The following is a 23,011-nucleotide window of genomic DNA, read 5'->3' as shown; positions in this document are numbered from 1 at the left end:
TGGAATCCCCCAATCGCCGACCCTCCGAGAGATGCCACGACCCCGGAGCCGGTCCGCGCCGACCCACCCCCGCCCCGGGGCGTGCCGCCCCGCATCGTCGGCGGGCCTAAGCTAGCCGACCATGGCAGTCATCCCCATTCGCATCGTGGGAGATCCCGTCTTGCACACCGCAACGACGCCGGTGGAGGTCGCCGCCGACGGCTCCTTACCGGCCGATGTGGCCGAATTGATCACCACGATGTACGAGACCATGGACGCTGCTCACGGGGTCGGATTGGCAGCGAACCAGATCGGCTACGGACTACGGCTGTTCGTATACGACTGCGCCGACGACCGCGGCAACGCAGGCCGCCGCCGCGGCGTGGTCATCAACCCGGTCCTGGAGACCTCCGAAATACCCGAGACCATGCCCGACCCCGACAAGGACGAAGAAGGCTGCCTGTCGGTTCCCGGCGAATCATTTCCCACCGGACGGGCAACATGGGCGCGGGTCACCGGACTCGACGCCGACGGCGGTCCGGTCACGATCGAGGGCACCGGACTATTCGCGCGCATGCTGCAGCACGAGACCGGCCACCTGGACGGATTCCTGTACCTGGACCGACTCATCGGCCGGCATGCCCGCAGCGCCAAGCGGGCCGTCAAGTCCCACGGCTGGGGCGTTCCCGGACTGTCGTGGCTGCCGGGCGAGGGGCCCGATCCGTTCGGCCACTAATGGTCATGTGGCCGGCCCTAGGGACACGGGTGACTGTGCGGTACCGCCGGCCCGCCGGATCTGTGCCGCCGCTGACCGATGCCGTCGGCCACCTACTGGCCGTCAGTCCGACCGTGCGCGTCCGAACCAAGAACGGCGCGATCGTCGAGTTCGCCCCCGGGGACGCGGTAGCGCTGCGGGAATTGACCGACGTTGTGGTGCGCACGTCCGAGATCCGCGGACTGGAGCGCGCCGCTGCCGCCGCCTGGCCCGGTATTGAACAAGCCTGGCAGAACGGCTGGCTGCTGCGGGCCGGACGCGGAGCCTCGCTGGGCGCAAATTCAGCAGTCCCGCTGGACATTTCGGCTGATATCAGCACCATTCCCGCAATCATCTCCTGGTACACGCACCGGAATCTGACGCCGCGCCTGGCCGTGCCGGAACGACTCCTGCCGCCGCCTGCCGGCCTGGCAAGCGAATGGACGGAACGAATCCTGGTGCGCGACCTCGGCGCCGTCGAATCCGACCAATCCATCGTCGTCTCCGCCCGCCCCGATGATGTGTGGCTGCGCGCGTACCGTGCGGGCGAGCGCCGGCACCTACCACCTGTACCCGTGGACGTGCTTACCGCAGTCATCGACGGCGAGCTCGCATTCGGCCGCGACGAGGATGTCCCGGGCGGCGGCGTCGCTCGCGCGGCGGTGACCGACGCGCCGGACGGCACCCGATGGGTAGGCCTTTCGGCATTCTCCGCGGCAGACCACCGCGACACCGCCGGTGCGCAACGCCGGCTGTGCGAATCGCTCCTGCGCTGGGGCGCGGACCACGGTGCCAGCCGTGGGTATATGCGGGTGGGCGAGCACGACGCCGCTGCGCGCGCCCTCGGCGAGTCTCTGGGTTTCCGGACGCACCACCGCTGCCGCTACTTCCCGGCCCACCAAGAGCCTGGGCTACCGTCTAGCCATGCCTGACGGCACGATGCGCCTAGCCACCTGGAACGTCAATTCGATTCGCACCCGCCTGGACCGGGTCCGCGACTGGCTGGTCCGGGCCGAAGTCGATGTGCTGGCCATCCAAGAGACGAAGTGTTCGGACAGCCAATTTCCGAGCTTGCCATTTTTTGAACTCGGTTATGAGGTCGCCCACGTCGGCTTCGATCAGTGGAACGGGGTCGCGATCGCGTCTCGAATAGGCCTCGACGATGTGCAGTATGGGTTCGAGGGCCAACCCGACTGGAGTGGCAAGCCGCCGGCCGCCGCCAGAGCGGAGGCGCGCGCCCTCGGCGCGACTTGCGGCGGGGTTCGGGTGTGGAGCCTGTACGTGCCCAATGGCCGCAACTTGGAGGACCCCCACTACACGTACAAGCTGGATTGGCTTGCCGCGCTGCATGATACGGCTACAGGTTGGCTGCAGCACGAGCCCACAGCTCCGATCGCACTGGCTGGCGACTGGAATATCGCCCCCACAGACGAGGACGTCTGGAGTACCGAATTCTTCGCCGGCTGCACACATGTTTCCGAGCCGGAACGCAAGGCCTTCAACGCCATTCTTGACGCCCAATTTACCGACGTGGTAAGGCCTTTCGCCCCAGGGCCGGGGGTTTACACCTACTGGGACTACACCCAGCTGCGGTTTCCGAAGAAGCAAGGCATGCGCATCGACTTCATCCTCGCCTCGCCGGCATTGGCCAACCGGGTAGTCGATGCACAGATCGTCCGCGAGGAGCGCAAGGGCAAGGCGCCCAGCGATCACGCGCCGGTGTTCGTCGACGTGTCCGATGGCCATGATGACTGAAGGGCTTGCGTAACAGTTCGGAGCGTCGACCCGCGGCGTAAGCTGGAAGACACTTCACGGCAACTTGTTGTCTGCGTGTTTGTAACGTGGCAGGGTTTCGTTTTGGAACACGTTGAGAACAACCTTGTCGCCGTGGGATCTGCGGTACAGAGTTATACAAATCGATAGAGATCAAGTCCAGGGAGTCATCATGAGTGTCGTTGGCGGGGCGGTTCGAGCAGTGGGTCGGACGGTGAATCGCGCGGCGACGACGACCACCGCGGCCGCGGGCGCCGTAGGTGGTGCGGCGATCAACGGAGTTGTCGGCGGCGTTAAAGGAGCGGCCGATGGCATTCAGCGTGGGCTCAGCACCGGCAGCAAGTCGACCCCGGCGGCTGCATTGGCCATCGGCACGCTCGGTGTCGTTGGCGTAGTCGAATGGCCCATCCTGTTGGCCGTTGGTGGTGGCGCGCTGTTGTTGCGCAAGATGAACCAAAAGCCCGAGGTGCCCGCACCGCCGGTGAAAGCCAAGTTGACGACGGTGCCCACCAAGCCCGAGCCCGAGCCCGAGCCGGAGAAAGCCGAGCCGGCCAAAGCCCCACGCAAAGCTGCAGCGAAGAAAACGGCTGGCCGCCGCGCCGGCACCGCTCAGTTACGCAGTACCAACTAGTCGGCCGTCAAGCGGTCCATGCCCGGTGCGGGCTGCCATGACGGGTGTACACATGGCGGCCCAGCGCCCCGAACGTTTCGCAGGTCAGCCAGCTGCTCGGCTGCAACCCCCTCGAACCGGATGGCCGGGCGCAGGACCTAACAGCCCCGACTGCTGCGACCGTCGCCAGTCCGGCTCGTGCGCTGACGGGTCGGGACACATCAAACCCCGACCCGCCGAAGACGACAATGTCATAGCCTGGGGGCGCCGCGCCGGATCCGTGCCCCGGACCTCGACAACGCCGACGCGCCACAGCAGCGCATACAGTTCCCGCAACGGCACGCTTAGCAACACAGCAATCGACGAAACTAGGGGATCGGCCTGGGCGTCGGTCCTCGGCATACGTCAGACGGTGACCGCGGTATCCGGCTCCGCGGCAAACCCTTAGTTACTGAAAGGCAAATGATGGCGGAAGATAAGGCGCGTCGAGCGACATCCCAGCGTGAGGCCGTGGCGAAGATCCGGGAAGGCGAGACGTTCGTTGCGAACCTGCCAGTGGTGGGGCAGGTGGCCATACCGCGGCCGGAACAAATCGCCTATTTCGGTGGCCTGGCGGCGCTGGCGGCCTTCGAACTCATCGACTGGCCCGTGGCGCTGGTCATCGCCGCTGGGCACGTGCTGGCAACCAATCATCACAGCCGTGTCCTGGAGGAAATCGGCGAAGCCATGGAAGATGCGTAACCAGCCGGCGCGGCAACATCGAACCACGTCGGTGAGCTGCTCGCTACGCCGGCCGAGACGAGCAAACCCAGGCCCTTATGCCAATCGCCGCGCTGCTGCGCTAGCGTGGAGGTGCCCGGCGACGATGCGAATCGCCCAGCGGTTCGAGCAGGAGGCGGGCAATCGATTAGTTCCTAACAGATCACGCGGGAGCGCATGCCTAGTGCGCTGAGAGGACGGCTGGGGCCGTCGACCGTACGAACCTGACCGGGTAATGCCGGCGTAGGGAGATGCCGAAATGACCATCACCGTAGAACCATCAGTGACCACTGGACCCATCGCGGGTAGTAACAAGGCCTACCTCGATCTGGCCAGCGTTCCCGGAGCCCGGGTGCCATTCCGGCGGGTGAACCTGTCCAACGGTGACCACTTCGACCTCTACGACACTTCGGGTCCGTACACGGATCCGACCGCCGTGATCGACCTGACCGCCGGTCTCCCGCCTCGTCCAGGCGTGTTCGCTGACCGCGGCACCCAACTGCAACGCGCACGCGCCGGCGAGATCACCGCCGAGATGGCGTTTATCGCCGCCCGCGAGGGCATGCCGGCAGAGCTGGTTCGCGACGAGGTCGCCAGGGGACGCGCGGTGATTCCGGCTAACCATAAACACCCCGAAATGGAGCCGATGATCATCGGCAAGGCGTTCGCGGTCAAGGTCAACGCGAACATCGGAAACTCCGCCGTGACATCGTCGATCGCCGAGGAGGTCGACAAGATGGTGTGGGCGACCCGCTGGGGGGCCGACACCATCATGGATTTGTCCACCGGCAAGAACATTCACGAGACCCGCGAATGGATTCTGCGTAATTCGCCGGTTCCGGTCGGCACCGTGCCCATCTACCAAGCGCTGGAGAAGGTCAAGGGCGACCCCACCGAACTCACCTGGGAGCTCTACCGCGACACGGTGATCGAGCAATGTGAGCAGGGCGTGGACTACATGACCGTGCACGCCGGAGTGCTGCTGCGGTATGTGCCGTTGACCGCCAAGAGGGTGACCGGCATCGTCAGCCGCGGCGGGTCGATCATGGCCGCCTGGTGCCTGGCTCATCATCGGGAGTCGTTCCTGTACACGAATTTCGCGGAGCTGTGCGAGATCTTCGCACGCTACGACGTCACTTTCTCGCTCGGCGACGGGTTGCGGCCCGGATCGATCGCCGACGCCAACGACGCCGCCCAGTTCGCCGAGCTGCGCACTCTGGGCGAGCTAACGAAGATAGCGAAAGCCCATGGTGCACAGGTCATGATCGAGGGACCCGGGCACATCCCGATGCACAAGATTGTCGAGAACGTGCGGCTGGAAGAGGAACTGTGCGAGGAGGCTCCCTTCTACACGTTGGGCCCGCTGGCTACCGACATCGCGCCCGCCTACGACCACATCACGTCCGCAATCGGCGCGGCCATCATCGCGCAGGCGGGTACCGCGATGCTCTGCTACGTCACCCCGAAGGAGCACCTCGGGCTGCCGGACCGCAAGGATGTCAAGGACGGGGTGATCGCCTACAAGATCGCCGCGCACGCCGGCGATCTCGCCAAGGGGCACCCCCGCGCCCAGGAACGCGACGACGCGCTATCGACCGCGCGTTTCGAGTTCCGCTGGAACGATCAGTTCGCGCTGTCGCTAGACCCTGACACCGCACGAGAATTCCACGACGAGACCCTGCCGGCCGAGCCGTCCAAGACGGCGCACTTCTGCTCGATGTGCGGGCCAAAGTTCTGCTCGATGCGCATCACCCAAGATGTGCGTGACTACGCGGCCGCACACGGGCTCGAGACCGAAGAGGACATCGAAGCCGCGCTTGCGTCCGGGATGGCTGAAAAGTCACGCGAGTTCGCCGAGCAGGGCAACCGGGTGTACCTTCCGATCACCCAGTGAAGTATCTGCCGCTGGCGCCGCCGGGGGCGACGCCGCTGCGAGTGCTGACCATCGCCGGGTCGGACTCCGGCGGCGGCGCCGGCATCCAGGCAGATTTGCGCACGATCGCTTTGCTCGGTGTGCACGCTTGCGTCGCGGTTACCGCGGTCACCGTGCAGAACACGCTGGGAGTCAAGAGCATTAGCGAGATCCCTGCGGACGCCGTAGCAGGCCAGATGGAGGCGGTAGCCACCGATATCGGCATTCAGGCCGCCAAAACGGGGATGCTGGCATCGGCCAGCATCGTCGCCACACTCGCCGAAACCTGGCGCCGTCTTGACCTGACGATCCCGCTTGTCGTCGACCCGGTGTGTACGTCCATGCATGGAGACGCCTTGTTGACGCCCGGGGCACTGGATTCGCTTCGAACTCAACTGTTCCCGTTGGCCACGCTGGTGACACCGAATCTGGACGAGGTGCGCCTGCTGGTGGATATCGAGGTGGTCGACTCGACATCGCAGCGCGCGGCCGCCAAGGCGCTCCATGCGCTGGGCCCACGGTGGGTGCTGGTCAAGGGTGGACACCTGCGGTCGTCGCCGACCAGTTGCGACCTGCTCTATGGTGGCTCTTCTGAAAGCGCGGACTCCTACGAATTCGAGGCGCAGCGTCTGCCCACCCGAAACGACCATGGCGGTGGTGACACGCTGGCAGCCGCAGCCGCATGCGCGATGGCACATGGGTTTACCGTGCCCGAGGCGGTCGAGTTCGGGAAGCACTGGGTCACCGAATGTCTGCGCGCCGCGTACCCGCTGGGCAGCGGCCACGGCCCCGTCTCGCCCCTCTTCCGCCTGTCATGAAACGCGCCGACGACGATGCAGTGCGAGGCTGTGGGAAAGAGCGGCGGATGAACCTCCAGCAGATCGCAGGCATCGCGCACGAACCTGAAGACCGACCGCATGGCGTCGTTGTCCTCACCCACGGTGCGGGCGGTAACCGTGAATCCACACTGTTGCAACAGGTTTGCGACGAATGGGCGCGACGTGGCTGGCTCGCGGTACGGTATAACCTGCCCTACCGCCGGCGCCGCCCCACAGGCCCGCCGTCCGGCTCCGCGTCCACCGACCGCGCCGGCATCGTCGAAGCAATCGAGTTGTGCCGCGACATTGCCGACGGCCCACTGATTGCCGGAGGACATTCCTACGGTGGTCGTCAGACGTCCATGGTGGTGGCCTCCGGGCAAGCGCCCGTCGACGTGCTGGCGCTCTTCTCCTATCCCGTCCACCCGCCGGGCAAGCCCGAGCGCCGCCGCACCGAACATCTGCCGGACATCACAGTGCCAGCGGTATTCACCCATGGAACGTCGGATCCGTTCGGCACACTCGCCGAGGTACGCGAAGCTGCGGCGATGACTTCTGGACCTACCGAAGTGGTCGAGGTCACCGGCGCACGACACGACTTGCGCTCGAAAACCCTCGACGTCGCCGTCCTCGCTATCGAGGCGACCCTGCGAATTCTGGGGTAGACCGTTGGCCCCAACCCGACAACCGGCGTGATCCCAGCCTGCGTACGTTCGCGGCAGCCATCAGACGCCACACCTACGCAGTGACCGTCGACAGGTGTACCTTGGGCAACAGCTGGTCTGTGGGGGTCAGGTAGTCGCGCGATGTGGCAGATCGCGGCCAGCTCGGGGTTGAGAGTAGGAACACAATGGTCGATGACCCAGGTGGAGCACCTGCACCAGATGGACGACGTCGATCTCGCGGCCTCGTGTTCGAGGTCGGCAAAACAACACCGCAAGGCATGGAGCAGCGGTGAGTCACCGCACGATGTACCTCGGAATCGTGGGTGTGTTCCTAGGGGTCGTCGGACTCATGGCCCTGTGGTTTCCAGTCCACCTGAATGTGTATGACGTATATGGCATCAAAGTCAGCTGCGGCAGCGGGGTCAGCTCCAACCTCACCCAGGCCGCCCAAGCCGATGATGCCAACCTCGTTCAGCGTTGCCACGAAGCGCTCATGCTGCGTCGTGCTTGGGCGATCCCGACGATTGCTATCGGATGGCTGCTGGTCACCGGCTTTCTGGTGGCTTGGGTCCACAATGATCAACAGCAGAAGGAGCAACAGCAGCAGGGCCAACAGCACAAGCAGGTCGACCAACAGCAGGAACCAGTCGCCTAAAACGGCGGTGGGTCGTCGGGATCCGGTGGCCGGTGTCGGGTATCGGTGGCGCGGGCTTGGCCGGCCGGCGTAGCTCGTCGGGCTTGGTGGTTGCGGTGGCGTTCGGCGGCGATGTAGTGGGCTCGGTGTTGGGCACGGGTGCGCGCTCGGAGCGGCATCTTCGCGGTGGGTTGCCCGCGGCGGTCGGCGCGGGCCGGGTCTGGTTCGGGCGGGTCGCCGGTAGGGGTAGCCAGAGCGGGAAACAACAACGCGCTGCCGGGAGTGGTCACGTAGGTCTGGTGGTCGGCAAGCCGCCAGATCACGGTGCCGTCTGGCAGTTGCTGGGCTCGCCAACCCCAAAACGTGGCCAACAGGTGATGGGTGCGGCACAGGCATTTGAGGTTGGACGGGTGCGTGGTACCGCCGTCAGCGAACGCGATCGTATGGTCGAGGTCGCAGTCGGTGGCCGGGCGATCGCAGCCGGGAGCGCGACACGTCAAATCCCGCGCCCGCACCAGCGCCGCCACCGTAGCCGAGGGGCGGTAGCGAGGCTCGGCGTGTGCGGGCGCCACGATTGGCTGCACTCGGGCGGCGATGGCCAGCTCGGTGACCAGGTCGGCGGGGATGAGCCCCTCGGCGCCCAGCAGTGCCGCAGGAGTCTGGCTGCGGCCCTCGACGGTGGCTTGCTCGGCGACCACGTGAATGACCACTGGTGATGCCGTTTTCTGTGCGGCGGTGCAGTCGGGAGTGCCGCAGCCGCAGCCGAGCCGCTGTGCCCCGGCCGCGAGCGCGCCCAGGGCATCGGCGCGTCGCTGATCATTGGTGCGTGGATCGGCAGCACACACCGTAGCCACCAATGCCCGCAGTCGGGCATCCAACGTCGTGGCGTCGATGACACAGAGCCGCCCGGTCATCTCGGCCATCCCGTCTTCGGACTCCCAGATCGTGACGTGTCGATCCTGGAGCTGTTCACGCACCCGACGCCGCGCATCCGGATCGGCCGCGGCAACAATCCGGTCGATGGCATGGGCCAGTTTTCCTCGAGTCATCGACGGCCATCGAGGTACCCGCAGTGCGAGCTCGGCGTCGACGCGGGTCAGAACCTGTTCGTCGGTGATCAAGTCGGTGCGATAGGCCAGGGTTTGGAACGTTCGGTAGTCGATCGTCCCGGCTCGAAACGCCGCCGCCACCTCGGGTAGTCGTTGACGCATCGCCAATGCATACCGCAGATAGCTGCCCGCCATGGCCAGGCTGGTGGCAAACGCCGCAGCGACTTCGCCACCCACGGCCGCCCAGGTATCCACCGCCCAGTCCGCGCATTCGCCGCGTTCAACGCGGCGCAACTCGAACAACTCCCCGATCGCATCCAACCGTGCCGCCGCGGCCTGGGCCTCGGCGCGCCCGGCCATCCGCATCCGCTCGATCAATGTCTGCGATTGGTCGGTGACGGAGGGCTCCCAATAGTCCGCGAGATCGAACATGTGTTCGAGCATAGTTGGCCGGTCTGACACGAGCTACCGGCGGCCGCGGCATTCGGAGAACCAGCGCTGCCGCTGGTCACGGCCCCGGCGCTATCCCGGATAGCGTGAGTAGCACGCCGCCATGTCGCCACCCACGCCGGCGCGGAACGCGGCTATCCGAGTGAAGCCGGCGGGGACGCTGATCCCGTCAGCGTCGCTGGCGACCATGCGGTTGGTGAGCAGTCCGGAAACGGCTTCGTCCAGGTCACCTGCGGTCAGCACTAGTTCCTGACCGGAAGGCAGGTCGATTGGCTCGGCCATCTCGCGGTGTGCGACCCCGGTCAGACATGCCGTCCGCAGTGCCGTCCACGGGCTCTGCATCGCCAATCCGCGCTCATTTTGCACTGCCAGCGTGTATCGCGACATCACGATCGACAGGGCGGTGTCGTCGCCTTGAGGCAGGCGGTATTGCCCTGGGCCGGCGACTCTACCCATCTTTGCCAGGGCTGGCAGGTCGACCACGATGGTGTTGGTGGCCGGACAGTAGGACGCCGGGGGGCTGGCCTTCGCGTTGGGGCAATCGGATTGCCGGTAGGACAGTGTGGGCGGCCTGTTGGGCGCGAAGATACTTCCCATCAACTCCATGAGCGTCGACAACGTGTCCCTGTCGATCGGGACCTCGCCGGTCTCCGGGTACCCGGTGGTGTCGACCCGCAAGGCTGTCGGCAGATCACCACGGCGCTGGTCAATCTCGGCCTCGTCGATCGCAGCACATGCCGTGGTGCCGCTAAGGAAGCCCATCTGAAATGCGCTGACCCGATCCAAGGCCGAACCATGCTCGTCCTCGGTTTCGGTGTCGGCGTCCATCACCGGATCGCGGGTCGTGATGATCCCGCCCAGAACGTGGTCAAGCCCGTCTGCGGTGCTCAGCGTGAAGCGCGGCGACTTGCCCTCCGCCACCCACCACAGATAGACGCCCGCGAAGCAATCCGCTTGCTGCTCGCGGACGATGGTGGGGTCGTCTCGGGTAACCAGTTTCGCCATGATCTGCAGCGCATGGCCGAACTCGTGCGCCAAGACGCCATTGACCGACATATCACCGAAATACTTTCTCGCGACCGGCATGAATACGCCGCGATCCCAGGCGATCATGTTGCAGCGCGACGTAAAAAACGCGTTCACGAGCTCGTAGGTATCGATATGGCAGACGATGGGGCTGTCAACATCCTCGGAGTCGTAGGACACCAGTTTGGTGACCGGCCTGAAGGCGCCCTGCAGCGGTTCGCTGTACGCGGTTTTCCAGTACTCCTGAATATCGTTGATCGACAACAACGACAACTCGTCGATCTCGCCGTTGTTGGTGTTGAGCACTGTGCCCTTCGGACTTGGCGCGTTCGGGCGAGGGCCACTCGGACCGTCGGTCGCTGGCAGGCCCCCCACTCGGAAAGGGTCGTTGAGAATAGACAAGGCCCGTCCGTCGACGATGGTCGTGCAACCGACCACCATCAACATCGCGGCGAGGCAGGCGGTTGACGCCCGCAGCACGGCGACCAGCCTGTTCAAGTCACCGCAGGGCAGTTGACGTCGATTACGCCCGCGGTCATACATTCGCCCAACCCCGTCCCGACCGGCTGCACCATAAGGAATCCCAATCTTAGATCGCATGATTACCCGCCATTGCCGAAACAGAGCCACGACCCAACCTCGGGTCGTACGCCAGCACCCCGATGACACCCCGCACCGGATCCGCACAGCTGACCCCCACGTAAGCGTGCCCAGAACCCGTCACCGACAACGCTTCCCAGCTCGTCTCGATCGTGTCACCCACTTTCAGACCAGTTAGGATCGAGTGCCGAGCCGACCCCACTATGGCTTGACGAGCTCGTGGCGGATACGGTCCTCGATCACCGGAACACCGTTTCGGCCGGTCACGTCCTGCGCGTACAAACCCACCACGTAGGCGACGCCCCCACCCTGAATGCCCAGGGCCTTGCGGTCGATATGTTCTAGGGTGTCGGTCTCTTTGTGGTAGTTGGGATCGAATGGCTCGTCGGCGGTCCCGCCCCATAGCTCAGCTTGCTCGGCGGACTTTTTGGCCTCGGCGCCCGCGAACAACCCGCCCGACGGGATACCCGCCAGTGTGAATCCGTCGTAGTCGGAGCGCCCGTCGAATGAGGTGTCTTCAGCAGTCTCGCCCGCCAACTTCAAATACGCCACGAACGTGCGCTCGATTCCCGCCGATCCTTCAGGCACCACCGGCCGCCCTCGGACGTCCAGCGGCAGTGATTGGTCACCGTCGTAGACGAAGTAACCCGGGTTTGGCGACGCCAGCATGTCGAAGTTCAGATATAGGGCGATGTCGCGCAGCGCGTCGACATCCAGCGACTCGACATAGTTTCGAGACCCGATCAGCCCCAGTTCTTCTGCGCCCCAGAAGCCGAATCGCACCGCGTTGCGCACGTCCGGTGAGTTCCCCAGCTGGACCGCGGTTTCGAGAACCGCTGCCACCCCCGAGCCATTGTCGTTAATGCCGGGCCCGGCCGGCACGCTGTCGAGGTGCGCACCTGCCATCACCACGTCGCTGGAAGACCCCGTCTTCGTCTGCGCGATGATGTTGCGAGCCGTGAAACTCTGCGTACTAGCGTCGAGCTTGACCGTTGCCGGTCCGCTCAGCCCCCGCAGCTGCAATCCCACCGATTTGGTGACACTCACCACGGGGATCTTGACTTCAGTGTCCACCCCGAGAGTTCCGCCCATGTACTTTTCGTCAACGTTGTCAACGATGATCAGTGCCACGGCACCACGCTGCACCGCGACATCTTCCTTTTGAGCGAACGGGCAGCTGCCGCGATCCACCAGCACTACCGCACCTTGCACGGTCAGCCCGTCGTAGTCGGAGACCGTACAGCCAGGACTGTCATCCGTGGGGGCAGCTACCAACGGCCCCGTCACCCCGTCGGGGGGTGTACCGAGACTGTATTCGAGCGCGTGGGCCTCTTCGGTCCGGTCGCCGATAGCGACCGACCCCTTCTCCGATTTGAACACCCGAGCCGAGAATTCTGGCGTTTCCACGTCAAAACCGCTGTCGCGCAACGTGTTGACCACATAGTCGACGCTGGCCTCATAGCCAGGTGTGCCTACCGCCCGGGTGCCGTTGTTGGCGTTGGCAATGTCCTGCAGCTTCGACAGGTGCCTCATCATCGCGTCGGTGGTCACCCGGTCCCGCAAGGTGGTGGCAAATTCGGCCGCAGCGGGATTACTGACGTCGGATTGCGATTGGTTCGACGAGCGGCCGCAACCCATGCTCACGACAGCAACGATCACAACCACCATCAGCGCCGCCAGCTGCGCCCTTGATTTGTTCACCATCGCGCCCAGATTAGACCTCGGCACCTGCGTCGCATCGATTGACCACCCGTCCCGAAGCTAGACCAAACTTCAGACGAACAACGCGCTAAAGGGCGCAAAGGGGATGTTGCGCACGACAAACCAGATCATGACCAGCGACAACGTCGCGAACGCCGCCCAACGATGATGCTGCCAACCCCGGACTCGTCGACCCACCACGCGACCGTACGTCCAGGCCAGGTACGCCCAGACCAACAGCCCTACCGCCGCCAGGCCGAGAGCGTTGAACCTCGCGGCCGCCAGCAGATCGCCGTGCATCAGGCTGTAGAGCATGCGGAGGCTTCCGCACCCCGGGCAATCGATTCCCAGCAGAGCCTTGGTCGGGCACACCGGCAGCGGACCGTTCGGAGTCGTCGGGTCCCCCACCCAGATGGCAGCGCATACCAGGGTCGTGGCCGCGGCCACCGCCAGCGGCGCTCCCAGACTCAGCCGCACCGCACCTTGATGGGTAACCACGACAACACCCCGGACTTAGATCAGCGCCGACGTCATCGCAGCACTCGTGTCCCCGACGTTCACCGCGCCCAGTGCCATCATGATGCCGTAGATAACGAAGACGACGACACCGATGACGGCCGACAGCATCACCATTCTCTTCGCACTTTCAGCGGTAGCCTGTGCGTCAGCGTATCGGCCCTGCGCCCACAACCCGTTGACCTGGCTGGACTTAACGATCGCAACAATCCCGAGCGGAAGACAACAGAACAACGTCGCCAGGATCGACCACACCAAGTAGTTGTCCGGTGCTTGCCCGGCGGGCTGCTGCGGCGGGTAGCCGGGTGGTGGTGGTTGGGTCATGGATTCTCCAGTCAAGAGAAGTTAGCTGGCGTGAAAACGGTGCCTACCCTACCCGAGCGGCGAAGCCACAGCATCACAACGGGCAAGTTTGCCGCGGCATCCACATTCCTCCGGCGCCGTTGGTTCAAGTCACGTCGTCGATCGCTCGGCCGTTTCACGCTTCGGGCTGGATGCATGCGCCCAGAAGCGTTTTGGGATCCGCCCGGCCCGACGCGCCAGATAGCCGGCAGTGACGGCGGCAGCCATCGCGGAAGCCATCGCCGGCGGATCCGCGGCCCGCGTCACCGCGGTAGCCAACAACACCGCGTCGCAACCCAATTCCATCGCCAGCGCGGCATCGCTCGCCGTCCCGATGCCGGCGTCGAGCACCACGGGAACGTTAGCCTGCGAGACGATCATCTCGATGTTGTGTGGGTTGGTGATGCCAAGGCCGGTGCCGATCGGCGAGCCCAGCGGCATCACCGCCGCACAACCCGTGTCCTCCAATCGGCGAGCCAGTGCCGGATCGTCGTTGGTGTACGGCAGCACCACGAAGGCGTCGTCCACCAATTGTTCTGCTGCCCCAACTAATTCGACAGCATCCGGCAGTAGCGTGCGTTCGTCGGCGATCACCTCTAGCTTGACCCAGTTGGTATTGAGCGCCTCACGGGCCAGCTGCGCAGTCAATACGGCTTCCGCAGCGCTGCGGCAGCCTGCCGTGTTGGGCAGCGGTGTGATCGCCAGCCGGTTGAGCAAGTCGAGAAGCCCCGTTCCTCCCTCGGCGTCCACCCGGCGCATCGCGACAGTGGTCAGCTCGGTGCCGGAAGCAACTAACGCCTCTTCCAGAACCGCCAAGTTGCTCGCTCCTCCGGTTCCCATGATGAGCCGCGAGGCGAAGCTGCGATCGCCGATCGTGAGTTTTGCCTCTTCGCGCCGGAGCGCGCCGGGCAATTCAGCGCTACCCACCCTGCACCGCCGTCACCACCTCGAGTCGGTCGCCTTCCGAAAGCCTTCTCGCCCAGCGGGATCGGGGCAGCAACGCCCAGTCCAATGCCACGGCGATACCTCGGTCCGGAAAGCCCATGGCCTGCAGCAACGCCGACACGGTCGTCTGCTCGTCGACCTCTACCTCTTGCTCGTTGACGACGACGATCATGCGCGCACGCCGACCGGAACAAGTTCGGACACAATCTGTTCGGCGGTCCACGGAGCCAACAGGAAGCCGGATCGACCGTGCCCGGCAGCGACGAGGGTCCGCGCATCCAGTCGTTGCACGAGAGGCAGGTTGTCGGGAGTCATCGGACGCAACCCGGCCCCGCACTCGGCAAGCTCATACTCGCCCAGGGCCGGCAGCACCGTGCACGCGTCATCGAGAAGGTCGCGCACGCCAGACACGGACGGCGCGACGTCGCGACCGTGCTCATACTGCGTCGCGCCCACGACCACCCCGTCCGCACGTGGCACCAGGTACACTTGACGTCCGTGAACTCGAGCACGAATTACCCTCTGCTGCAACGGCATACATCCCTTCCGCCAACGCAGGCGCAACACCTCACCCTTGACGGGGCGCACGGGCAGGCCAGGCCACAACGCCGGAGCATCAACGCCATTGGCGATCACCACCATGTCCCCCTGGGCATCCGACAGAGTATTCACGGGTTCAGCCCACCGGACTCCGAGGCGCTCGCAGTCCCGGAACAGCGCGTCCAGCACGGCACGGTTGTCTACCGCCAGCTCGGTGGGTGCCCGGAAGCCATGCCGGATACCCCGCGCCAGCAAGGGTTCGATGTCACGGGCAGCGGACTCCCAGATCACCGGATGACCCTGTGCAGACAACCAGTCCGCGACCGTCCGCAGGTCAGCGACGTCCGCCTGGTCGACCGCCACGACCAGTGACTCGCGCGCAGTGACCACCTGTGGCGGCAACCCGTCCAGAAAGTCGCCCTGCCGCCACAACCGCAAGGATTCCAGACCCAGCTGCAGCAACCTTTCCTCGCCGGGCCAGCCTTCGCTGTGCGGGGCAAGCATGCCGCCAGCAACCCAGGACGCGCCACTCTCGCCGCTGCGATGCACCAGCACCGACCATCCGGCGCGCGCCGCCCGGCGCGCCACCGACAGTCCGATGACACCGCCGCCGATGACAGCCAGCGACCCCAGTGGTGGGCCGGACACGGTCGACGGCATCCTCTGCTCCCTTCGCCGGCATGATCCGGATCAGGTGTGACGGTCAGGGCAGGTCCAGTAGCACCCTTGCTGCAAACTGGCGTGCAACTGGTACAGCCCACTCTCAGCCCCGCTCCCGGGACTCCCGTGATGATTCTCCACGCTAGCCGCTAGCGTCGCGGTGTGCACCACGCTGCGACACTACCGGTGGCCCGCCTGGCGGCCGCGAAGCTGTATCTGTGTACCGATGCTCGTCGCGAGCGTGGCGACTTGGCCCAATTCGCCGACGCCGCACTCTCTGGAGGCGTGGACATCATCCAGCTGCGCGACAAAGGTTCAGCCGGTGAGCAGCGGTTCGGCCCCCTCGAGGCACGCGCGGAGCTGGCCGCGTGCGAAATCCTCGCTGACGCGGCGCGCCGGCACGGCGCCTTGTTCGCGGTCAACGACCGCGCTGATATCGCTCGCGCAGCGCGCGCCGACGTGTTGCACCTGGGTCAGGGTGACCTGCCAGTGCAGGTGGCGCGCGACATCGCCGGACCCGACACGCTCATCGGTCAGTCCACCCACAACCCCAGCCAGGTAGCGGCGGCCGGGGCTGGGTTCGGGGCCGCGGACTGCGACTATTTCTGCGTCGGACCCTGTTGGCCCACGCCCACCAAGCCAGGCCGTGCTGCCCCGGGCCTGCAGCTGGTCCGGACGGCGGCCGACCTCGGCGGCGACAAACCGTGGTTCGCGATTGGCGGCATCGATGCCCGCCGGTTGCCCGACGCGCTGGCCGCCGGCGCCCGTCGGATCGTGGTTGTGAGAGCGATCACCGCGGCCGAGGATCCACGGGCCGCGGCCGCGGAGCTCAGCTCAGCGCTTGCAGCAGCAGGCTGATCCGGGGACTCAGCTGCGACGGCGCTCGATCCGCCTCGCCCGGCGTGCACCAGACGAATACCCCGGACTCGATCTCCATGGTCCGCGGCAGACGCTGGCGCCGGGCATCGCCGCGGCCCAGCGGCAACGTTGCCGGAGCGGTTCGTAGCCGTTGCCAGCTGGCCGCGAATCCGGGATGCAATGGCAGGTCGGCCACCTCGTCCTCGCCGATCCAGCGCAGCTCGGTACTTTCGCGGTTGGGCACCGTGTCCAACAACTCGCCGGCATCGGCGACGACTGTGGTGTAGGTCCAGCCCGTACCGCTGGCCCCGGTGACCTCCGCCGTGACCACGGTCGCCCGCACTGCGACCCGCTCGGCAACTAAGCCGGCCTCCTCGCCAGCCTCCCGTACCGCTGTTTGCTCCGGAGTCTCGTGACTGTCTCGAGCACCCCCTGGCAAGCCCCAGGTACCCCCCTGATGGCTCCACGGCGCACGATGCTGCAGCAGTACCGCGGGGGTTCCGTCGGGCCGCGGTGCCCGAAGCAACAGACCGGCCGCGCCGTACCGGCCCCAGTAGGGAACGCCGCGGTCAGATACCACCCACCCGTCGCCGTCGCCGTGCACGCGTTCAGGATATGCAGGCACCCTGATGGAGGCACTCCCGCGCGTCCAGGAGGGAGGCGGGCATCGAGGCAGCGGGCAATTGGGTACACCTCCCCCCACGGGGGAACAGCTTCTCTTAGAATTCGCTTATAGAACTTTGTTGGGTTGGCCGAGAGATGAGGTCCGAGACACGTGACCGTTGAGCTGGCGCACCCGTCGACCGAGCCGATGGGTGCGCAGTCACCCGCCGAACCGGCACATCCGCGCTGGTGGTTCGTCTCGACGTCACCTGGACGCATTCTGACCATCGGTATCGTCCTGGCAGCCCTCGGCGTCGCGAGTGCGTTCGCCACGTCCACGACCATCGAACACCGGCAACACGTCCTGACTATTGTGTTGGACCACACCGAGCCGTTGTCATTCGCGGCTGGGAGGCTCTACACCACGCTGTCGGTCGCCGACGCCGCAGCCGCCACCGCGTTTATCGCCCAAACCGAACCGCACGCCGTCCGGCAACGCTACGAGCAAGCCATCACCGACGCTTCGGTAGCGGTTACCCGCGCCTCAGCCGGGCTGACCGACGATTCGCTGGTTCAATTGCTGGGCCGGATCAACGCGCAACTGGCGGTCTACACCGGCTTGGTGGAGATCGCGCGCACCAACAACCGGGCCGGCAACCCGGTCGGGTCGTCATATCTGTCAGAGGCATCGGGATTGATGCAGTCGAAGATCCTGCCCGACGCGCAACAGCTGTACGAGGCGACGTCAACGCGCGTCGACACCGAAACCACTGCATCAACCCACTTTCCAGCCCCGGTAATACTGGTCGTCGCCACGACGGTGGTCTTCGGCGCGTTCTCGCATCGCTGGCTGGCCCGGCACACCAGGCGACGGATCAACCCCGGTCTGGTGGTCGGCGCGCTCGGTATCCTCGTCATGGTGGTATGGGTCGGAACTGCGCTAACAATCTCCACCACTGCCAGCCGCAGCGCGAAAGACACCGCGGCCGAGTCACTCAAGACCATCACCAACCTGGCGATCACCGCCCAGCAGGCGCGAGCCGACGAGACGCTCGGGTTGATCCGGCGCGGCGATGAAGAGGTCCGCAAGCAGTCCTTTGTGCAGCGCATCGACTCCATGCACCAGCAGCTCGACGACTACATGGCCCGCCAGGACGCCGTAGACAAGCTCGACCTGCAAGGCGCCGACCAGCTCTTGGTGCGCTGGCAGCAGGCGAACGACCGAATCGACTCCTATATGTCGGTCGGAAATTATCGCGCCGCAACGCAGGTTGCACTAGGTCAGGGGGAAGACGACTCCACCCCGGCGTTCGACACGCTCGACGACGCGCTGACCAAAGCCATGGAGCAAAGCCGTACACAACTGCGGACCGACGTTCACAACGCGCACCGAGGATTGGCCGGTGCGCAGGTGGGTGGCGTTGTGCTGAGCATGAGCGCCGCCATCGCGGTCGCCCTAGGCCTGTGGCCCCGGCTGAAAGAGTATCGGTGATGACATGCCTGCGCCGGGGCCGGCGGGCAGCGACTCCTCTCGCGGTGCTGACCGCGGCAGTGGTGCTGGCGGGGTGCGGCCACTCCGAGCCGCTGAAATCGAAAGCCACTCCGACGCTGCCACTTCCCACTCCGGTCGGCATGGAGGTCATGCCGCCGCAGCCCCCGCTACCGCCGGACAGTGCGAAACAGGACTGTGACCCCACCGCCAGCCTGCGCCCATTCCCCACCAGGGCCGAGGCCGACGCCGCGGTGGCCAATATCCGCGCCCGCGGCAGGCTCATCGTGGGGCTCGACATCGGCAGCAACCTGTTCAGTTTCCGCGACCCAATCTCCGGAAAGATCACGGGCTTCGATGTCGACATTGCCGGTGAGGTGGCACGCGACATCTTCGGCAACCCATCACACGTCGAGTACCGGATACTGTCCGCCGCCGAGCGAGTTACCGCACTGCAGAAGTCGCAGGTCGATATCGTCGCCAAGACGATGACGATCACGTGCGAGCGACGCAAGCTGGTGAACTTCTCCACCGTGTACCTCGACGCCAACCAACGCATCCTCACCCCCCGCGACTCGTCGATCACCAACGCGGCCGATCTGTCGGGCAAACGGGTCTGTGTGGCCCGAGGCACGACCTCGCTGCGTCGGATCCGAGAGATCGCGCCACCGCCGGTGATCGTGTCGGTGGTGACGTGGGCCGACTGCCTGGTAGCACTGCAACAGCGCGAGATTGACGCAATCAGCACCGACGACACGATCCTGGCTGGACTAGTCGAAGAAGACCCCTACCTGCATATCGTCGGGCCGCACATGGCCAACCAGCCCTACGGCATCGGGATCAACCTGGAAAACACCGGGCTGGTGCGGTTCGTCAATGGCACACTCGAACGTATCCGTACCGACGGCACCTGGAACACCTTGTATCGCAAGTGGCTAACTGCCCTCGGCCCAGCACCGGCCCCACCAGCGCCGAGGTACGTGGACTGATGACGAAGGGCACCAAGAAAGAGCTGAAAAAGCCTCCTGAGGAAGAACTTTCAGCCTTGGACCGGGAGCCCGAAAACCCGGAGGACTGGGAGGACCCGGAAGACGGGGGGCCCGGCACCCAGCCCGCAGACGTGTTGACCGCCACGGCCGCCGCACGGCCAGTGGGGACCCAGGCACTCTTTCGCCCCAGTTTCGATGATGACGATGACGATGACACCCCCCATCTGACTGTCGCCAGCGCCGACACCGAACCGCAAGACCGGCTGACGACCCGGGTGCTCCCACCCGCCAGACAGCTCGGGGGCGGCCTGGTGGAGATTCCGCGGGTGCCCGATATCGACCCGCTCGAAGCCCTGATGACCGACCCAGTGGTGCCGGAATCCAAGCGGTTCTGTTGGAACTGCGGACGGCCGGTCGGCCGGTCCGGACCGGAGGGTGCTGGCGCGTCCGAGGGCTGGTGCCCCTACTGCGGTAGCCCGTACACGTTCCTGCCGCAGCTCAATCCCGGTGACACCATCGCGGGCCAGTACGAAGTCAAAGGCTGCATCGCGCACGGAGGTCTGGGCTGGATCTATGTTGCCCTCGACCACAACGTCAACGATCGCCCAGTCGTGCTCAAAGGCTTGGTGCACTCCGGTGACGCTGAAGCACAAGCGATCGCGATGGCCGAACGACAATTCCTTGCCGAGGTCGTGCACCCATCGATCGTGCAGATCTTCAACTTTGTCGAGCACACCGACAGACACGGCGATCCGGTCGGGTACATCGTCATGGAATACATTGGCGGGCAATCGCTCAAGCAAGACCCAGGCGAGAAGCTGCCAGTCGCCGAGGCTATTGCCTACCTTCTCGAAATCCTGCCCGCGCTGACATACCTGCATTCCGTCGGCTTGGTCTACAACGACCTCAAGCCGGAGAACATCATGCTCACCGAGGAACAGCTCAAGCTCATCGACCTCGGCGCAGTGTCGCGCATCAACTCGTTCGGCTACCTCTACGGCACGCCCGGATTTCAGGCACCAGAGATCGTGCGGACCGGCCCGACCGTCGCCACCGACATCTACACCGTGGGTCGCACCCTTGCGGCGCTCACACTGAACCTGCGCACCCGCGACGGCCGCTACGCGGACGGGCTGCCCGAAGACGACCCAGTATTGGCCAAGTACGACTCTTTCGCCCGGTTATTGCGCCGTGCCATCGACCCTGACCCGCGGCGGCGATTCGTCAGCGCCGAGGAGATGTCCGGGCAGCTGATGGGCGTGTTGCGGGAGGTGGTCGCGCGGGACACGGGGGTGCCGCGGCCCGGACTCTCGTCGATGTTCAGCCGTACCCGCTCCACGTTCGGGGTAAATCTGCTGGTCGCACATACCGACGTGTATCTGGACGGCCAGGTGCACTCGGAGAAGTTGACCGCCAAGGAGATCGTCACCGCGCTGCCGGTTCCGCTGGTCGATCCCGCCGACGTCGCAGCTCCGGTGCTGCAAGCGACGGTGCTTTCCGAGCCGGTGCAGACACTGGATTCGCTCCGCGCCGCTCGCCACGGGGCACTGGACGGGGAAGGCATCGACCTGTCCGAGTCGATCGAGCTGCCGCTGATGGAGGTGCGGGCTCTCCTGGACCTGGGCGACGTATCCAAGGCAACCCGCAAGCTCGACTACCTGGCCGAGCGCGTGGGCTGGCGATGGCGACTGATCTGGTACCGGGCCGTCGCGGAGCTGCTCACTGGGGACTACGACTCGGCCATCAAGCACTTCACCGAGGTGCTGGACACCTTTCCCGGCGAGCTCGCGCCGAAGCTAGCGCTGGGTGCCACTGCCGAATTGGATGGCGATGCCGACGAGCACAAGTTCTACCAAGCGGTGTGGGGCACCGACAACGGCGTGGTATCCGCCGGATTCGGATTAGCCAGATCCCAGTCGGCAGAAGGTGACCGGACCGGTGCGGTGCGCACCCTCGATGAGGTACCGGCCACCTCCCGGCACTTCACTACCGCCCGGCTAACCAGCGCGGTAACTCTGCTGTCCGGCCGGTCAACGAGCGAAGTCACCGAAGACCAGATCCGCGACGCCGCCCGTCGAGTTGAGGCGCTCCCGCCTACCGAACCCCGCGTGCTGCAGATCCGGGCCTTGGTGCTCGGCGGAGCCATGGACTGGCTGCACGATAATGAGGCCAGCACCAACCACATCCTCGGTTTTCCGTTCACCAAACACGGGCTGCGGCTCGGCGTCGAGGCGTCGCTGCGCAGCCTAGCCCGGGTAGCGCCCACCCAGCGGCATCGCTACACACTGGTAGACATGGCGAACAAGGTGCGGCCCACCAGCACCTTCTAGGTTGAGTCATCGCCTGCGCTGGACGAGCGTGCGCTCAAGGATTCGGGTGTGCGTCCAGGGCGGAAATGTTGCCCAGATTCCACCCTCAGCGCACGATCGAAGCCACCAACACACACTCAACCCCCGGCATCGAATGCCTGCCTGACGCGGCGCACAATGTCGGCGGGGCGGTCCTCGGCGACAACGCGAACGATGACCCAGCCCATACGCTCTAGCATTTCTAGGCGGCGAATGTCTTTGACATATTGCTTCCGGTCCGCCCGATGTTGGTCGCCGTCATACTCAACGGCGACCATGTCCTGCTCCCAACCCAGATCGAGGTAGGCGACCGGAATCCCGTCCGCGCCGGGTACCGGTATCTGGGTCTGCGGTCGGGGGAATCCGGCATCAATGAGGAGTAGCCGCAGGTAGCTCTCCCTGGGTGACTGCGCACCAGCGTCGACCAGGTCCAGCGCTGTTTCCAGCCGTCGCAATCCAGGTGCACCAGGATGGCACTGTGCGACCCGCAAAACATCGTGGACCTTCAAATCTGTTGCGCGTACGAGCGCATCGAGCCGGACAACCGCGGAACGGATCGCCCCGCGGCGGCCAATATCGAAGGCAGTGCGTTCTGGCGTAGTGACTGCACGGCCATCGATGCTTTGCGTTTCGCAGTCGATCAACTGGTAGCGCCGCGTCAGTACGCCGCGCGGCGGGCGGGTGTTGGCATGCACCAGCTCCACCGGGACATTGTCGGGAATCCATTTCGCCCCGTGCAAGGCCGCGGCCGCTGCCCCAGCGATAGTGCCCCGCCCACTGGCCCAAAGCCAGGCCGCAGCGATGCGCCGGTCCAAAGAGGGCTGGATGTCGTTCGATAAGTAGACGTTCGGAAACACCGCACGGTAGCGCGTCCGCAACTGGTGCCGACTCAACACCTGACAAGCCAATGCCTCGCTGCCGACAAACGGTTCCCCCAAATCCCGCATCTCACAAAGAATCGCACGACCACAGCGGAGGGCGTCTCGCTCTA

General features: G+C 65.3%; 25 protein-coding genes and 1 riboswitch. Of the genes, 13 read left to right on the top strand and 12 right to left on the bottom strand.

Going from position 1 to position 23,011, the window contains the following annotated elements; all coding sequences use genetic code 11:
* The first annotated feature begins 121 nt into the window (after positions 1-121).
* From F6B93_RS02910 to F6B93_RS02895, 4 genes are all read left to right on the top strand, one after another.
* The gene (locus tag F6B93_RS02910; protein WP_211697651.1) at positions 122-715 is read left to right on the top strand and encodes a peptide deformylase; all 594 of its coding nucleotides are present in this window, start codon (positions 122-124) and stop codon (positions 713-715) included.
* Positions 715-1,665 (top strand): N-acetylglutamate synthase, CG3035 family, encoded by a 951-nt coding sequence (locus F6B93_RS02905; protein ID WP_211697650.1) that lies wholly within the window; start codon positions 715-717, stop codon positions 1,663-1,665. Before F6B93_RS02910 ends, F6B93_RS02905 begins: the two co-directional genes overlap by 1 nt.
* 7 nt (positions 1,666-1,672) lie before the next feature.
* Positions 1,673-2,488, top strand: coding sequence for an exodeoxyribonuclease III (locus tag F6B93_RS02900; protein WP_211699240.1), 816 nt, complete (start codon positions 1,673-1,675; stop codon positions 2,486-2,488).
* 190 nt (positions 2,489-2,678) lie between these two features.
* On the top strand, positions 2,679-3,137 hold the full coding sequence (locus F6B93_RS02895; protein ID WP_211697649.1) for a hypothetical protein: 459 nt from the start codon (positions 2,679-2,681) through the stop codon (positions 3,135-3,137).
* 84 nt (positions 3,138-3,221) lie between these two features.
* Here F6B93_RS02895 and F6B93_RS22655 read toward each other — a convergent pair whose 3' ends face one another.
* On the bottom strand, positions 3,222-3,518 hold the full coding sequence (locus F6B93_RS22655; protein WP_246540979.1) for an Rv1535 domain-containing protein: 297 nt from the start codon (positions 3,516-3,518) through the stop codon (positions 3,222-3,224).
* Between the two features lie 63 nt (positions 3,519-3,581).
* On the opposite strand from F6B93_RS22655, the gene F6B93_RS02890 reads away from it, so the two are divergent.
* The 5 genes from F6B93_RS02890 (at position 3,582) to F6B93_RS02870 (ending at position 7,925) form a co-directional block, all read left to right on the top strand.
* Positions 3,582-3,857 carry a hypothetical protein gene (locus F6B93_RS02890; RefSeq protein ID WP_211697648.1) on the top strand — a complete coding sequence of 92 codons (276 nt, stop codon included), beginning with the start codon at positions 3,582-3,584 and terminating at the stop codon, positions 3,855-3,857.
* A gap of 175 nt (positions 3,858-4,032) precedes the next feature.
* Positions 4,033-4,142, top strand: a riboswitch (TPP riboswitch).
* Positions 4,135-5,769: a phosphomethylpyrimidine synthase ThiC gene (thiC, locus tag F6B93_RS02885; protein ID WP_211697647.1), complete on the top strand. Its 1,635-nt coding sequence runs from the start codon at positions 4,135-4,137 to the stop codon at positions 5,767-5,769. It overlaps the preceding riboswitch by 8 nt.
* Positions 5,766-6,605, top strand: a complete 840-nt coding sequence (gene thiD, locus F6B93_RS02880) for a bifunctional hydroxymethylpyrimidine kinase/phosphomethylpyrimidine kinase (RefSeq protein WP_211697646.1) — start codon at positions 5,766-5,768, stop codon at positions 6,603-6,605. The genes thiC and thiD overlap by 4 nt, the downstream gene beginning before the upstream one ends.
* A 47-nt stretch (positions 6,606-6,652) precedes the next feature.
* Entirely contained in the window at positions 6,653-7,270 is a 618-nt protein-coding gene (locus F6B93_RS02875; protein WP_211697645.1) for an alpha/beta hydrolase family protein, read from the top strand.
* 349 nt (positions 7,271-7,619) lie between these two features.
* Entirely contained in the window at positions 7,620-7,925 is a 306-nt protein-coding gene (locus F6B93_RS02870; protein WP_246540978.1) for a hypothetical protein, read from the top strand.
* Here F6B93_RS02870 and F6B93_RS02865 read toward each other — a convergent pair.
* The 9 genes from F6B93_RS02865 to thiO all read right to left on the bottom strand — a co-directional run bounded on the left by F6B93_RS02865 (position 7,922) and on the right by thiO (position 15,733).
* Positions 7,922-9,385 (bottom strand): HNH endonuclease signature motif containing protein, encoded by a 1,464-nt coding sequence (locus F6B93_RS02865; protein ID WP_246540977.1) that lies wholly within the window; start codon positions 9,383-9,385, stop codon positions 7,922-7,924. The two genes, F6B93_RS02870 and F6B93_RS02865, sit on opposite strands and share 4 nt — an antisense overlap.
* 90 nt (positions 9,386-9,475) lie before the next feature.
* Entirely contained in the window at positions 9,476-10,972 is a 1,497-nt protein-coding gene (locus F6B93_RS02860) for a neutral zinc metallopeptidase (RefSeq protein WP_211699239.1), read from the bottom strand.
* A gap of 46 nt (positions 10,973-11,018) precedes the next feature.
* Entirely contained in the window at positions 11,019-11,192 is a 174-nt protein-coding gene (locus tag F6B93_RS02855; protein WP_211697642.1) for a hypothetical protein, read from the bottom strand.
* A gap of 38 nt (positions 11,193-11,230) precedes the next feature.
* Positions 11,231-12,733: a M28 family metallopeptidase gene (locus F6B93_RS02850; RefSeq protein WP_211697641.1), complete on the bottom strand. Its 1,503-nt coding sequence runs from the start codon at positions 12,731-12,733 to the stop codon at positions 11,231-11,233.
* Positions 12,734-12,802: 69 nt separating this feature from the next.
* Positions 12,803-13,228 (bottom strand): DUF2752 domain-containing protein, encoded by a 426-nt coding sequence (locus F6B93_RS02845; RefSeq protein ID WP_211697640.1) that lies wholly within the window; start codon positions 13,226-13,228, stop codon positions 12,803-12,805.
* A 15-nt stretch (positions 13,229-13,243) separates the two neighbouring features.
* Complete coding sequence (locus tag F6B93_RS02840; RefSeq protein ID WP_211697639.1) at positions 13,244-13,570, bottom strand: CD225/dispanin family protein; 327 nt, start codon at positions 13,568-13,570, stop codon at positions 13,244-13,246.
* Between the two features lie 129 nt (positions 13,571-13,699).
* Positions 13,700-14,500 carry a thiazole synthase gene (gene thiG, locus F6B93_RS02835; RefSeq protein WP_281426151.1) on the bottom strand — a complete coding sequence of 267 codons (801 nt, stop codon included), beginning with the start codon at positions 14,498-14,500 and terminating at the stop codon, positions 13,700-13,702.
* A 7-nt stretch (positions 14,501-14,507) separates the two neighbouring features.
* On the bottom strand, positions 14,508-14,705 hold the full coding sequence (thiS, locus tag F6B93_RS02830) for a sulfur carrier protein ThiS (RefSeq protein ID WP_211697638.1): 198 nt from the start codon (positions 14,703-14,705) through the stop codon (positions 14,508-14,510).
* On the bottom strand, positions 14,702-15,733 hold the full coding sequence (thiO, locus tag F6B93_RS02825) for a glycine oxidase ThiO (protein WP_211697637.1): 1,032 nt from the start codon (positions 15,731-15,733) through the stop codon (positions 14,702-14,704). The genes thiS and thiO overlap by 4 nt, the downstream gene beginning before the upstream one ends.
* 186 nt (positions 15,734-15,919) lie before the next feature.
* Here thiO and thiE point away from each other — a divergent pair, with 186 nt between their 5' ends.
* Entirely contained in the window at positions 15,920-16,591 is a 672-nt protein-coding gene (gene thiE, locus F6B93_RS02820; RefSeq protein WP_425518523.1) for a thiamine phosphate synthase, read from the top strand.
* Here thiE and F6B93_RS02815 read toward each other — a convergent pair.
* Positions 16,563-17,195 (bottom strand): NUDIX hydrolase, encoded by a 633-nt coding sequence (locus F6B93_RS02815; RefSeq protein ID WP_211697635.1) that lies wholly within the window; start codon positions 17,193-17,195, stop codon positions 16,563-16,565. The genes thiE and F6B93_RS02815 overlap by 29 nt on opposite strands.
* Before the next feature lie 171 nt (positions 17,196-17,366).
* Here F6B93_RS02815 and glnX point away from each other — a divergent pair, with 171 nt between their 5' ends.
* Genes glnX through F6B93_RS02800 form a run of 3 tightly spaced genes read left to right on the top strand, consistent with a single transcriptional unit; the run spans position 17,367 to position 22,002 of the window.
* Positions 17,367-18,686, top strand: coding sequence for a protein kinase G-activating protein GlnX (glnX, locus tag F6B93_RS02810; protein WP_211697634.1), 1,320 nt, complete (start codon positions 17,367-17,369; stop codon positions 18,684-18,686).
* Entirely contained in the window at positions 18,686-19,672 is a 987-nt protein-coding gene (locus F6B93_RS02805) for a glutamate ABC transporter substrate-binding protein (protein WP_211699237.1), read from the top strand. Before glnX ends, F6B93_RS02805 begins: the two co-directional genes overlap by 1 nt.
* Positions 19,672-22,002: a serine/threonine-protein kinase PknG gene (locus F6B93_RS02800; RefSeq protein ID WP_211697633.1), complete on the top strand. Its 2,331-nt coding sequence runs from the start codon at positions 19,672-19,674 to the stop codon at positions 22,000-22,002. Before F6B93_RS02805 ends, F6B93_RS02800 begins: the two co-directional genes overlap by 1 nt.
* A gap of 116 nt (positions 22,003-22,118) precedes the next feature.
* Here the strand turns inward: F6B93_RS02800 and F6B93_RS02795 are convergent, their stop codons facing one another.
* Positions 22,119-22,967 (bottom strand): hypothetical protein, encoded by an 849-nt coding sequence (locus F6B93_RS02795; RefSeq protein WP_211697632.1) that lies wholly within the window; start codon positions 22,965-22,967, stop codon positions 22,119-22,121.
* Positions 22,968-23,011 lie beyond the last annotated feature (44 nt).

Source organism: Mycobacterium spongiae, from assembly GCF_018278905.1.
Taxonomy (GTDB): Bacteria; Actinomycetota; Actinomycetes; order Mycobacteriales; family Mycobacteriaceae; genus Mycobacterium; species Mycobacterium spongiae.
The sequence above is the reverse complement of the archived record's forward strand: the minus strand, read 5'-3'. Positions and strand labels throughout refer to the sequence as shown.